This window comes from Ruegeria arenilitoris (assembly GCF_013032445.1).
Taxonomy (GTDB): domain Bacteria; phylum Pseudomonadota; class Alphaproteobacteria; order Rhodobacterales; family Rhodobacteraceae; genus Ruegeria; species Ruegeria arenilitoris_F.
This window is the reverse complement of sequence record NZ_WQCA01000012.1, coordinates 16,129-30,208: the sequence shown is the minus strand read 5'-3', so window position 1 is coordinate 30,208 and position 14,080 is coordinate 16,129. Positions and strand designations below refer to the sequence as shown.

Here is a 14,080-nt window from a genome sequence, read left to right as displayed (position 1 = left end):
AACCAAAAATATTCTGTTTATTCAATCGCTCATCCTCAGTATCACGGGTGGATACCAGCCGAAACAGGTCAAGCAGAGCGAAAATGGCAAAGATTGCCTACATACTTTTGTGCCACAAAGACCCCGAGGCGATCATTGCCCAGGCAGGGCAACTGACTGCTGCAGGGGATTGCATGGCCATTCACTTTGATGCGCGCGCCAATGCGGCGGCCTATGATCGTATTCGCTCGGCCCTGAAGGACAACCCGAATGTCACCTTCGCCGCCAAGCGCATCAAATGCGGCTGGGGCGAGTGGTCATTGGTTCAGGCAACGCTGAACGCGCTGCAGGCCGCCGTCGACGCCTTTCCCCGCGCCACGCATTTCTACATGTTGTCCGGCGATTGCATGGCGATCAAAACGGCCGAATACGCCCATTGGTTCCTGGACGAAAACGACAAGGATTTTATCGAAAGCCACGATTTCTTTGCCAGTAACTGGATCAAGACCGGCATGAAGGACGACCGGTTGATCTATCGCCACTTCTTCAACGAACGCACCCAAAGCAAACGGTTCTACACCTCATACGATCTGCAAAAACGCTTTGGCCTGACCCGCGAGATACCGGCTGATATTCAGGTCATGATCGGCAGCCAGTGGTGGTGCCTGCGCCGCCGCACGGTCGAGATGATCCTCGACTTTCTGCAACAGCGCCCGGATGTGAAACGCTTTTTCTCGACCACCTGGATTCCGGATGAAACTTTCTTTCAAACCCTCGTCCGCCACCTGATCCCCAAGGAAGAGATTGAAAATCGCACCCCGACCTTTCTGATGTTCTCGGATTACGGAATGCCGGTAACCTTCTACAACGACCATTACGACATGCTGCTGAGGCAGGATTACCTGTTCGCCCGCAAGATCAGCCCCGAAGCGCATGAACTGAAAGAACGGCTGGGCGCGCTTTACGCAAGCGAAGAGGTTGAGTTCAAAATCTCGGATGAGGGCCGCAATCTCTATGGTTTCCTGACCGGGCGCGGCCGCGTTGGCCGCCGGTTCGGGCAACGGTTCTGGGAGGCTGGGAATACGCTGGGCCCTGAGCGTGAGGTTTTCCTGATCGCCTGTAAGAAATGGCATGTGGCCAAGCGGTTGGTCGATCAGATCACCTCCGAGACGGATATTCCCTGCGTCGAATACCTGTTCAACGAAGAAAACACCCCCTTGCCCGATCTCGGCGGGATCGAGACAACGCTACAGAAACGTTCGCGCCACCGGCGCGCGGTGGTGAGGATGTTGTTCGACCATTTCGGCACCGACAAGCTGGTGATCTGCGTCGATCCGGCCAATCTGGACATCATTCAGGATTTCTGCGCCGATCAGGCCAAGACCCATGTTCTTGAGATCGAGTGTGAGTATTCCGACGACTACCTGATCGGTCACGCCCGCCGGGTAGGTCTGGCCGGAGAAAACAGCCCCACTGAAACCGTCGCGCGGCTTGTGCCGACGCTGCGCAACTCGATGTCCTACGAATCCGAGCTGATCCGGGGGGCTGGTTTTGACGGTTATTTGCGGATTCGGGAAACCAACCCGAGGGCCGAAAATGAGGCCGCCCTGGCCGAGTTTTTGGGTGTCTCGCAGGACAAGGCACAAGCCGTGATGCGGCTGGATTACCTGTTTGCGGATTGACCCGGCGACGGTATTGCCGCCGGGCCCTTTGATCAGATGTCGAACTTGACGCCTTGCGCCAGCGGCAACTCGGCCGAGTAGTTCACGGTGTTGGTCTGGCGCCGCATATAGGCTTTCCACGCGTCCGATCCGCTTTCGCGCCCGCCACCGGTTTCCTTCTCGCCCCCAAAGGCACCGCCGATCTCGGCCCCCGAAGGCCCGATATTAACGTTGGCAATGCCACAATCGGACCCGGCTGCGGTCAGGAATTGCTCGGCCTCGCGCATATTCAGGGTGAACACGCAAGACGACAGGCCCTGCGGCACGTCATTCTGAATCTCGATGGCTTCGTCGAAATCACTGTATTCCATGACGTAGAGGATCGGGGCAAAGGTCTCGGTCTTCACTGTTGCGGTCTGGCCAGGCATCTCGACGATGGCAGGCTGCATGTAGACGCCGGCGGGCACACCTTCGGTTACCCGGTTGCCGCCGAATACGGTACCACCCTCAGCTTCAGCCGCTTTCAGGGCCGCTGTCATAGCCGCACCCGAGGCTTCATCCACCAGCGGGCCGATCAGCGTACCCTCGATCAGTGGATTGCCGATGGGCAGACCGGCATAAGCCTTTTTCAAACGACTCACCAATTCCGCGCGGATCGATTTATGCACGATCAGACGGCGCAGCGTGGTGCAGCGTTGGCCTGCGGTGCCGACGGCCGAGAACACAATCGCCCGCACCGCCATTTCCAGATCGGCTGAGGGACCAACGATCATCGCGTTGTTGCCGCCCAGCTCCAGAATACACTTGCCGAACCGCTGTGCCACGATGGGCGCAACCGCGCGGCCCATGCGGGTCGAACCTGTGGCCGAGATTACCGGCACATCCTCGCTGGCCACCAACGCCTCGCCCAGCGCGGCGCCACCGATCAATGTTTGCAACAAGCCTTCGGGCGCATCGCCAAACCGGGCCAACGCGCGTTCGAAGATCTTCTGGCAGGCCATCGCGGTCAGCGGGGTTTTCTCGGACGGCTTCCAGATGACCGTGTCCCCGCAGACCAGCGCAATTGCCGCATTCCACGACCAGACCGCAACTGGGAAATTGAAGGCCGAAATCACGCCAACCGGCCCCGCCGGGTGCCAGGTCTCCATCATCCGGTGGCCGGGGCGTTCGGATGCAATTGTCAGGCCATACAGCTGCCGCGACAGGCCCACGGCAAAGTCGCAGATGTCTATCATCTCTTGAACTTCGCCGAGGCCTTCCGAGGTGATCTTGCCCGCCTCCCAGCTGACCAGCGCGCCCAGATCATCCTTGGCGGCGCGCAGTTCCTCGCCCAGCAGACGGATCAGTTCGCCCCGACGCGGGGCCGGTACAGTGCGCCATGCTTTAAAAGCCGCTTTGGAGCGGGCAAAGACAGCATCCATGTCGGCGTCGGGCGTCTCATGCACTTCAGCCAGCAGGTTGCCGTCGATGGGAGACCGCACGGCCAGCGTACCGCCGGTCAGCTCCGCCTCGGTCAGGTCCAGATTTGCGAGAGTGGTTTGGGCTGTCATTACGATGTCTTTCATATCTCAGGCCGCTTTATTCTGTTGGGTGACGTCACCGGCGCGATAGAGCCGGCCAAATTCGGTGTTGAGGAAGTCGGGCAAGTTCACCTGCTCCTGCCGGACAAACCCTGTGCTGGGCAAAGCCCCCGTGCGCATCAGATCAACCACGCCCAGAACGCCCGCGGCGGTAGTCACCTGAATGGCGCTCCAGACCTGCCCGTTGATGGTGCGGGCAAAGCTTTTGTTGATCAGGGATTTCTCGCGCAGGGCCCCGTCGATCATGCCTTTGGCGGTGCAATAAACCAGAACCACATCCTGATCCGTGCGCGGCAGGGCAGTTTCAAAGATGTCTTTCAGCAGATCACGGCGGCGCTCCAGCCCCAGATCCTTGAGCAGCAGCTTCAGGATATCGCAATGGCCGGGATAGCGGATTGAGCGGTACGACACTGCCCGCGCCTTGCCTTCCAGAGTTTCCGGCAAGGTGCCCAGCCCGCCCGAGGTGTTGAAACACTCATACTCCACCCCGTCATGGCCCAGCACCTCGTAGTCTTCCAGAGGTGCGGTTTTCACCCGCTCGCCGTTCACGATGGCATCGCAGGGGTTGCAATACTCGTTGATCAGCCCGTCGGTGGACCATGTCAGATTGTATTTCAGCGCGTTGGTCGGATAGAGCGGCAAGGCCCCCACCCGCATATGCAAGCTGTCGAGATCGTCAAACTCGGACGCTAGTGCAGCCCCGGCAATGCCGACAAAGCCCGGCGCCAGACCGCATTGCGGCATGAAGGCGGTTTTGCTGTCCTCGGCCAGTTCACGCACCGCATTGGTGGCGGCGACATCTTCGGTCAGGTCGAAGTAATGTGCGCCTGCTGTCTTGGCGGCCTTGGCAATCTTGGGCGTCAGAAAGAACGGAGCCGCCGAGATCACGGCATCGAACTCGGCCAGCCCCTGCGCCAGTTGCGCCTCATCCCCCACATCAATTTGCCGAGTTGCAATCCCCTGCTTGTTCAGCACCGACAGAGCGGCCAGATCGCGATCCGCCACGGTGACCGAGTAGTTGGGGGATGCTTGCAGCAGGCTGGCGATCATCTGACCGATCTTGCCTGCCCCTATGACACAAATATTCCAGCTCAAAACGCGCCTCCTCTTTCGTTTATTGAAAGTATGAAGCGCGGGCTGTTCGATCCGCAGGGGGTATCTTGACGAAAACGCCGAAAGTTACGTCATTTTGACGATATTTTCGTCAAAATGCATTAAGCGATCTGCGCCATGCGCGAAGCGACCGCCTCGGCCGGCGGGGCGGCACTGGCGACATTCATCTCGACCAAGGCCTGTTTCGCAGCGGCGACCACGGCGCGCATCACGTCCGCGTCCATGCGACCGATGCAACCGACCCGGAAGCTCTCGACCACGGTCAGTTTGCCGGGATAGATGATAAAGCCTTGATCTTGCATCAGATCGTAGAACCGCCCAAAGTCAAAATTCGGGTCTGCCGGGCAGAAGAAGGTGACGATGATCGGCGACAGCCATTCATCCGACAGCAGGGTCTCAAACCCCAGATCACGCCTCCCCGACACCATGACATCGCGGTTGCGCTTATAGCGGGCACCGCGCCCAGCCACGCCACCTTCGGCGGCATGTTCGGTCAGCGCCTGCAGAAAGGCCGCAACCACATGGGTCGGCGGGGTAAAGCGCCACTGGCCGGTTTTCTCCATCGCGTCCCATTGCGCGTACAGGTCCAGGCTGAGCGAGGGGCAGTTGCCTTTCGCTTCGGCCAGCGCCGACTTGCGGGCCAGAACAAAGCCAAAGCCCGGCACGCCTTCGATGCATTTGTTGGCCGAAGAGACCAGCGCCTCGAACGAGTACTCACTTGGTTGCAGCGGGATCGCACCAAAGGCCGACATGCTGTCGATCAGCAGCTTGCGTCCCGCCGCCGCCGTGGCCTGAGAAATCTCATGCAGCGGGTTCAGGATGCCCGAGCTGGTTTCACAGTGGATCGCAACCACATGGGTGATCGCCGGATCATCGGCCAGTATCTGCGCCACCTCGGCCCCTAGGGGCGGCAGGTAGTCACCCTTGTCCAGCACCACATGTCCGCGCCCGGTATAGGCCAGCGTCTGCGCCGCGCGTTTGCCATAGGCGCCATTGGCCAGCACCAGTGCCTTGCCGTCGGGTGGGATCATCGAGTTCAGCATCGCCTCGACCGCGAAGGTGCCCGACCCTTGCATGGGCACGCAGTCATAGTCTTCTTTACCGGCGCCCAGCAGATCCAGAAGCCGCGAACGCAACTCGGCCGTCATTGCGCGAAAATCGCCATCCCAGCTGCCCCAGTCGCACAGCATCGCCTGTTTCACGGAATACGAAGTCGTCAGCGGCCCTGGCGTCAGCAGGTAGGGCTCTCCGAGTTCGGGGCGGGGAAAGGAAGACATGATTAGCGGCCTTGTTCACGGAATTGGCATAGGCAACAGCTATTTGCATGAGTCCGTTTTTTCCAGATACTATAGCTTTTCCCTATGATGAGGGCGCTGTCAGAAATCTGACACTAAAGCTTAGAAAAACGTTGAGGTTTGGCCTTTGTTAATTCGTGCAGTCAAATCAAGAACATCCGTGATTTTTGTATCTAAACGCGATACGGTATGACCAATTGGGCTATTTTGTTCGCGCAAATGCCAGCGATCTGACGGCCCGGCCAGCGCAGAATGCCCCGTCGGGTAGGTCAAGAAATTTCGTGTGACCGCTGCAGCCAGACTCAGGCACCAAATACCGCGTTGGTTCTTTGATGTGTTTCACGGCAAAGTTCAGGGGAGAACAGACGTGCCTAAGGACCCAATTGAAAACACCATTTCCGTCACACCAACCGAACCCGAATGGTCATTGATACAGGAAATCCTGCCAGCGGATGATCCATCAATCATCAGGCCACATTTTGAGTGCTTTGAAGTGATGGAGGAAACCGTTCTGCCCCCGCAGGGTATGTATGTAGTGCTTGGGGGTGAGGTACAGCTGCGGCAGGACGGTACGGTGCTGGCCACTGCGGACACGGGCGATTACTTCTACGAAGAACATCTTGAGATTTTTGACATCCCGGTAAGCTTGGAGGCGCTGGCCACGCCCGGCACCAAACTGGCCTATCTCTCCAGCAATAACTGGTTCGAAATTCCGACCAAGATCCGCGAGGCCTGCTACGACACGTTGTTCGGCGATCTGGTCAGCGTGCACCTGCAGAATTTCCAGCAACCCATCAACTGCTGCAGCGTCACTGCGGCGGCGCTCAGCATGTCGGCGCTTGGGTTCAGCTGCGAGGTGAACGACATTTTCCGCGAATGTGGTCTGCCAACGTCGTTCGTGGTGAATGACGGCATCTCGCTGGGTGAACTCTATGACGTTGCCTGTACATTCATTCAAACGCAGGGGTTGCGTGAAAAAGTGCAGGTTCAGGCCTATTTCATGGATGAGGCGACAACTTCGGTTGAGCTGCTGCTAGAAGCGATCGACGAGTCCAACCGTCTGGGCGGTAACAACGACATTCTGGTGGCCAATTTTCAGGTTGGCGTCGCCCATGGCAAGGAAAACATGCCGGGCGGACATTTTGCTATCATTGCCAAATGCAACCCCAGCACCGGACTGGTGCATATGATGGATGTGCACCCCGAGAAATACGGCAAGCTGTGGGTCACCACTGTGGATCGCATCTGGGCCGGAATGTCGGATCGTGACGGAACCTCGATGCGGTCACGGGGCATCCTGCGGTTCTCGGCACGCGAGGCGGTCAAGACCAACCTGCAAACGTTGCAGCAGGACTGCAACTATGTCGACAGCACTCGGTATCTGGCCAAAGACCCCAAGAAACGGCGCAACCTGTTCCGGCGGGCAAGTCCGAACATGAACTCACTTGGGGTGCTGGCCGAAAGCCTTGCAATTCTGGGCGATGCGCAAGTCGATGAAGACAAGCTGCTGATCGCGACCCAAACCGATTTCACCGAAGCGGTCCGCCGGGTGTCGACCGCAAAAGAGATGCACGCGCTGGCACAGCGCTATCTCAGCCAATCCCCCGATGTACATCTGGGCAGTACCTTCCACAGCTACGCGAAGCGCAAGGGGGGAGGCGCCCAATCCCCCCAGGACTGGTTCCGCGATCAACTTCACAGCCTGAATGTGAAGCAGGATCGCCATTTGATGATCAATATCGACTTCAACCGCGTTCTGGGGTTCGAAGTCATCCGTCCGCCCGAGAACGTGTATCGCGAGACCGCACTGCTAGAAGAGTTCTGGTGCCTTTGCATCGCTTACGATGAGCAAACTGATATTGTGACCGTGGTGGATATGAGCCCGGCCACCTCGCAGGTCTGGCAGGCGCCGCGCGGTCACATATTCCGTGGTCTGCGTGACGTCCAAAGCCCGGCAATGCTGGTGATCGAAGAACAGGAGCCGCCCGAAGATCCGACCGACGTCGCCCGCATTGTTCTGAAAAACGAGATCGTGCTGTTCTATGCGGACGAAGACCCGTGGTCCTATATGCTGCGCAGTATGCTGGGCAACATCGGCATCACCACAGCGCGCTTGATCGATATCGAAGGCCACGGGGCGAATGTGATGAAGATGCGGCGGCAGCTGACGGTGATGACCGGCAAAGAAAAGCCGCCTTACCTGTTTTTCCAGGGCGAATGCATGGGAAGACGGCAAGACATTGTCGACGCTGTGTTGGACGGCAGTTTTCAGATGCGCGTGAAAGAGGCTGGACTGCCGGTCTTGCTGCGCCATGAGTCCCCCAGCCTCGACAAAAACATCTTCGGTTACCCCAAAGGCGGCCTGACCGACGCCCCAAGTGAAAAACGTAATGTGCTGCTTTGCGCCTGCGGATCCTCAGCAGCAGATAAGGTGCCGGATCTGGTCAAGCGGATCACCGCTGCGGGTCACAACGTCAAGCTCATCCCCTCTGTCTCGGCCGAGAAGTTCTTTCGCGATATCGAAGTCGAGGAAGAAACCGGGAATATCAAAAAGACCCGGCCCAAGAAGATCGACGACTACATCTCGCATCACGACTATTACCGCGACGATGACGAGTGGAATTTTCGGTATACCGAATTCGGAATGCCCTTACGCGCCTCACATCTGGCGCTGTGCGATTGGGCGGACTGCGTAATCGTGGCACCGGTGACCTGCAACACGATGGGCAAGATCGCCAACGGGATTGCCGACAACCTGCTGACCTCGGTCTTTGTGGCGTGGCAGTACCGCAACAAGCCAGCAATCCTCTGCCCGGCCTGCAACACCAACATGTGGAATAACGTCACCACCCAGCGGAACGTGGAAAAGCTGCGCGATCTGGGCATCGATCTGGTTGGCCCGCGCAAGGGGCGGCTGTCGAACGGCATGATGGGGATCGGCATGATGGCGACCCCGGATCAGATCATAGAGGTGCTGGACGAAGCCTTCGAGGAACTGGCCGATCAGGAACACAATATTTGCAAATGGGCGCAAGAAGCCGCCGCCTCGGACAGTTTCACGCAATGGGAACGCGTGTTCCAGGCTATCGACAACGGCATGGCCGGGATCGATATCGTTGACGACAACAATGGCGACACGTTGCTGCATTACGCAGCAGGCGGCGAAGGTGAGATGAAAGAGAGCGGGGTAGACCAAGGCAAACCCGACCTTGAAGCGGCGCAAGCCCTGATTGATCGCGGCATCAACGTCAACGCCTCGAATGACCACGGCTTTACCAGCCTGCATGTGGCGGTGATGAACAACTCGGTCGAGATGGTGGAAGTCCTGCTGGGGGCAGACGGGATCGACGCCAGTTCCTGCATCCACTTCCTGCAGAACCCCAACAACACCAAGGGCATCAAACTGGCCGAAGAGATCGTTGAGATGCTGGACGAATGGGCCAACACCCATACCCTGACCGAACTAAAGGAAGAGGACGAAAACGATCTGATTGAGGATCGGGAAAAGACCTATCTCTACTTCACCTACGGTTCGCTCAAGAAAGGGTTCCCGAACCACGATGCCCATACCGAGGTGCTGGATGATTTCGTAGGCGAGGCCATAACCCGGCAGCGGATGCCTCTGATCGTCCCGAACGAGCCGCATTGCGACAACCCGAACTGCGGCTTCCTGCACCGCATGGCCACGCTGGTCGACCAGAAAGGCCGCGGCAAAGCCGTGAAAGGCGAGGTCTATCGCGTCTCATCCAGCGGGATGAAGGAGCTGGACAAACTGGAAGGCTATCACGGCCCCGGTTCTCCCGAGAATGTCTATGTACGCAAACGGATCAATGTGCTGATCAACGGCGTGAAAAAACCTGCCTATACCTATGTGATTGCGCATCCCACCAAGTATCTGGATCAATGGGAAGAGGGCACATCAGGGATTGTTGCGGAATACACGTTGGATATGGCCACAGGCACGCCCAAACCGGGCTACCAGCCTCCGGCCTAATTTTGCATCTCGATCACGGTCTCATCCTCGGGGTCGGCCTTGAGGCTGAGGTTATAGGCCGTGATCGCCACCATACACAGCAGGACAAAAGGCCAAAACGCGGCCTTTGGGAACAGGTTGTCCTTGAAGTGGATGAACCGCAGCGAGGGCACCGCCTCGGACGCGAACAGGTAGGTGTTGATCGAGACAGCCAGCAGCAGGAAATACATCAGGAAAAAGAACGATTCCATGTAGATCACCGGCGATCCGGCAAAGCCTTCGCGCAGTTGGACATGGGCCAGCAGGATTACGAAGAACAGAACCGAGCACGTGCCGATCACGCTGGAGGTGCTGAAATCGTGCCGTTCCACCAGATTGGGGCGGCGGGTCACGGTCATCACTGCGCCGAACAGCAGCATCGTCACAACAATCAACGGGATCATGTGGACAATGAAAGCATTCCCAAAGTTCCGCTTGATGACGAAGTTATAGTGAAGTTCCGGCAGGTTGGTCTGGAACTCGTTTTCGCCGATGCCCAGCGTGGTATCCAGGTCGGACAGACGATAGTCGAAATAGGTATTCTCCCGCTCCCATGTGCCCATGACGATACGGGGGTCGATGCCAAATATGTCCTCGGGTCCGGTGGCAGGGTAGGCCGAAAAATCAGGAATTAGAGCAACATTCACGTCGAACTCACCGGGCCAGAACCGGACCCAGACAGTTTTGTGGTCGAACGGATAGCTGGTGTAGTCAAAGCTCTGCCGCAGGGTTTGTTCGAAATACCATCCGATCAATTCTGATCCGTCCTGTTCCATGCGATAGACCTCTTCGATCAGGCCACTCGCGGCATCGGTGGCTTCGGGCAGGATGAATCCGACCTCGCCTTCGGCGGGTTTGATCGCGTCATGACGACCGTCTTCGTAGTGCTGCCAGATATAGCCGCTGACGTGCACGTCGCTGGCACCGACAAAGCTGAAGGATTTGATGAAAATCCCGGTCTTCACTCGGTATTCGGGCGCATTTCCCAGCTTTTGCAGGTAACCATCGACCGAAGCCTGATCCGGTAGCTGCGTCGGGTCGCCTTCGAAATGATTCAGCGCGACCAGAAGCCTGAAGAGCAGCACCGCCAGACCAAAGGTCAGGGCACCGGAAATCCACCAAACCTTCTTTTCGATGCTCATTCAGCTCCTCTCATGCGTGGTCCAGTTGCCGACCAGAGACTGCGTAACGCCCATCTCGGCGAACCGTGTGTCCAGCGCGTCAAAGTCCTCATGCGCGGACATCGGAATACCCCAGCCGCCGCACGCGGCCAGAACCTTTGCGTGATGAATCGACAGATCAACCATTGGCAGGGGTTCTTCAGCGGTGAATTTGGCCAGCGCATCCGCGTATTCCGTTGCCCTGTCCCATTCCTGCCGCGCCAACATGACAGCGCTGGCATCAGGATAGAAATGCAGATGGCTATGGCCCACGCAGCCCTCGGCGATGATCTGAGCGCCCAGTTTCAGGTGTTGATCCTGCTTATTAGGATCTGTTTCCGCCATGGCGAGCGCTGACAGTGCCTTTGGCCCGACGAAGTTGCGACCGTGTTCCAAGGCGATCTCAACGGCATGCTCGCCTGTCTCACGCGCCTGATCCAACCGCCCTGCATAGACCTGTGTACGGGCCAAATGCTCCAGCGCCTGCGCCTCAAGCCGTTTAGCCCCGACGCGGTTGGCGATCTCGGCTGAGACTGTGAAGGTCTCAAGCGCCTGATCCAGTTCGCCCAGAAACGTATGCGCCACGCCCAGACAGGTCTGCGCCACGCATTCCGGGACAAAGGCAAAGTACTTCTGGGAAACCTCTATGGCTTCCTGCGCGTCCCGCTTACCCTGCGCCACATCGCCGGTATAGCTGCGTGCTACGCTGAGGTTGTGCAGGTTCGCGGCCAAGTCTCGCACCAGCCCCTTTTCACGCGCCCGTTCAACTGCCTGAGTATAGAACCCGGCGGCGGTCTGCATTGTTGCGTTCATGAAATTAGCATCGCCAAACCCGCTAAGCGCGCCAACCTCCAACCGGGCGGATTCCAGCTTTCTGGCCAGTGTTAGAGCCTTTTCATTGCTTCGAAGCGCGTCTTCGACCCGGCCCAGCGGGAAATAGACGTTGCCGCGCACGTAATTGATTTGAGCGATGTCCCGCTCAGACCCACACCGCTCTGCGGCGATCTCGGCAGTGTCGAGGCTTTGCAGTGCGTCTTTGTACAGGCTGGCCTGCCGTGCCGCCTGCGCCAACCCGATATGGGCCCGGCTAACCTGCTCATCGGTCTCGGCCAGATCTGCGGCCTCTTTGAATTCGCGCAGGGCGTCATCCGATAACCCCTGCAATCGGTGCGTCTCACCCCGCGCACAGTACAGATCAAACCGCACCCCGGACGGCGCGGGCAGTTCCAGCGCTCGCTCGATCAGCGGGCTGGCATCGTCGAACTGAAAGGCCTGGATCAAGTTCTCGGCTGCATCCAGATAGGCCTGCGCAGCATTGGTTGCGCCTGCCCGATCCAGATGCTGCGCCCGCAAGGTGGCGTCACGATCTTCGAACCATTTCGCAGCCTGACGATGCAGCCTTGCACGCTCCGACTTGACCAGCGTTGCATAAGACCCGTCGCGGATCAGTGCGTGGGCAAACATCAGATCAGTCCCGGCCTCGCGGATCAGGGCCGAGCGGATCAGCGTCGAAGTATCCAGATGCCCTTCACCCAGAACAAAGTTCAGCACCTCGGGCGAGAACCGCTGCCCCAGCACCGAGGCCGCCTGAATTGCGGCCCGACTGGACCGATCCAGCGCATCCAGCCGCGACTGCACAATCCCCTGGATGCTGCCGGGCACGGATTCGCGTTTCAGTACATCGATATTGCGTAGTAACTGCTCCAAAAACAGCGGGTTACCCCCGGCGCGTTGCACACATGCATCCAGAAGCTCGGGATCGATACCGGTGAATTCTTCGACCAGTTGCCGGGCTTGAGCCTCGCCCATTGGCGCCAGTTCCAGTTTTGAAATCAGCGCGCCGTCCGTGCTCATCTGCCATTCGCGATTGATTGGGTCGCCTTCGACGCGGCTGGTCATCAGCAAGACGCAGGGTAAATCTCGCGTGGTGGCGGCGATATGGGCGCAGGCCGTCAGGATATCCGGCGCGGCCCAGTGGATATCCTCGATCTGGATCAGCATCGGCGCTTCACGGCTGCGTGCGGCGATCAACTCATCAATAACCTGCCGCCGACCCCGCAGGCGGGTGGCGTTGTCCATCACTGCATAAACCTCGGCCAGACCCGGGTCCTGCTCCAGTTCCAGCAGTGCGTTCAAATGGGTGGCATTTGAAGGCGATACCCAGCCCTTGGCCACCGCCTCCTGCGCCATCGCCGCGCCAGTGGTGGCGTCATCCGCAGCCTCAAGGCCCAGAATACTGCGGGCAATAGATTGAATGGCCGAGTGCCCCTCACGCGCACCAAAATCCATCACGACGCCGTTGTGGATCGAGTAATTCAGTGCATCGGCCATCTCGGCCACTTGTTCGGATAGGTGGGTCTTGCCAATCCCGGGTTCACCCAGAACGATATGAACCTCGCCCTTGCCATGCTGCTGGCAACGGTCGAACGTGGCTGAAAACAGAGACAACTCACGCTCGCGTCCAACAAAGCGGTGCCGGCGCGACCGGATGTTGCGTGCCAAACGATCCAAACGCCACAGCTCGATGGGTGCGTTCAGCCCCTTGATATCCTTCTTGCCCATGGACTCACCGACGAAAAGCGGCCCTAACGCACGCTGAATGTCATGTGAAACAAAGGTTTCGCCCGGCACGGCCATGTCGGTGATACGCGAGGCTAGGTTCACGCCGTCGCCAGTCACCGTGTATTCCGTATGCGCCTGACTGCCGGTGTTGCTGGCGATCACCTGACCCGAGGCGATGCCGATATGGCAGGAAACCGGCGGGTTCAGGCTGGGCAGAACCGCGTGAATTTCCAGCGCTGCCCGCGCCGCTCGCTCGGTGTCATTGGTGTGAGAAATCGGCGCGCCGAACACGGCCATGACTGCGTCGCCGATATGCTTGTCGATCCGGCCGCCGAATTTCTCGACCACGTGATCGACTTTGGAAAAAAAAGCGTTCAGCAGCGCGTGCATGTCCTCAGCGTCCAGCTCGCTGGTCAGGCGAGTAAAGCCGCTAAGATCGGCAAACATCACAGTCACCTGCCGCTTGGCAGGCTCCAGCGGTGCTTCTGGTTCGTACGGTTGAACGGCTTCAACCGTCTCAAGTTCAGATATCGCGCGCAGCAGCCTGCGGCGATCTCCGACGGCGGTCACTCCGATTTCGATCAGGTCTTCGCCCGTCAGATCGGGCAGAATTGCGAAATCAATCTTGTTATCCAAAAAGGCTTGCGCGTATTCGGAAAGTCCAAGCGCGCCTAGCCAGTCCCTCAGGTCCTGAGACATATCGCCCCTCTGAAGCCCC

At 58.5% G+C, this 14,080-nt stretch carries 7 protein-coding genes; 2 read left to right on the top strand and 5 right to left on the bottom strand.

From position 1 onward, the window contains the following. The first annotated feature begins 83 nt into the window (after nt 1–83). Nucleotides 84–1,661: a DUF5928 domain-containing protein gene (locus tag GOW98_RS17935; protein WP_170334557.1), complete on the top strand. Its 1,578-nt coding sequence runs from the start codon at nt 84–86 to the stop codon at nt 1,659–1,661. A gap of 32 nt (nt 1,662–1,693) precedes the next feature. Here the strand turns inward: GOW98_RS17935 and amaB are convergent, their stop codons facing one another. The 3 genes from amaB to GOW98_RS17920 all read right to left on the bottom strand — a co-directional run bounded on the left by amaB (nt 1,694) and on the right by GOW98_RS17920 (nt 5,610). Beyond that, on the bottom strand, nt 1,694–3,190 hold the full coding sequence (gene amaB, locus GOW98_RS17930) for an L-piperidine-6-carboxylate dehydrogenase (protein WP_437436866.1): 1,497 nt from the start codon (nt 3,188–3,190) through the stop codon (nt 1,694–1,696). An 18-nt stretch (nt 3,191–3,208) separates the two neighbouring features. Next, nucleotides 3,209–4,315 carry a saccharopine dehydrogenase family protein gene (locus GOW98_RS17925; protein ID WP_170334553.1) on the bottom strand — a complete coding sequence of 369 codons (1,107 nt, stop codon included), beginning with the start codon at nt 4,313–4,315 and terminating at the stop codon, nt 3,209–3,211. 119 nt (nt 4,316–4,434) lie between these two features. Continuing rightward, complete coding sequence (locus GOW98_RS17920; protein ID WP_170334551.1) at nt 4,435–5,610, bottom strand: 2-aminoethylphosphonate--pyruvate transaminase; 1,176 nt, start codon at nt 5,608–5,610, stop codon at nt 4,435–4,437. A gap of 385 nt (nt 5,611–5,995) precedes the next feature. Here GOW98_RS17920 and GOW98_RS17915 point away from each other — a divergent pair, with 385 nt between their 5' ends. After that, nucleotides 5,996–9,622: a flavoprotein gene (locus tag GOW98_RS17915; protein ID WP_170334549.1), complete on the top strand. Its 3,627-nt coding sequence runs from the start codon at nt 5,996–5,998 to the stop codon at nt 9,620–9,622. Here GOW98_RS17915 and GOW98_RS17910 read toward each other — a convergent pair. Both GOW98_RS17910 and GOW98_RS17905 read right to left on the bottom strand, forming a co-directional pair. Then, on the bottom strand, nt 9,619–10,782 hold the full coding sequence (locus tag GOW98_RS17910; protein WP_174823081.1) for a hypothetical protein: 1,164 nt from the start codon (nt 10,780–10,782) through the stop codon (nt 9,619–9,621). The genes GOW98_RS17915 and GOW98_RS17910 overlap by 4 nt on opposite strands. Then, nucleotides 10,783–14,061, bottom strand: coding sequence for an adenylate/guanylate cyclase domain-containing protein (locus GOW98_RS17905; protein ID WP_170334539.1), 3,279 nt, complete (start codon nt 14,059–14,061; stop codon nt 10,783–10,785). Between the last annotated feature and the right edge of the window lie 19 nt (nt 14,062–14,080).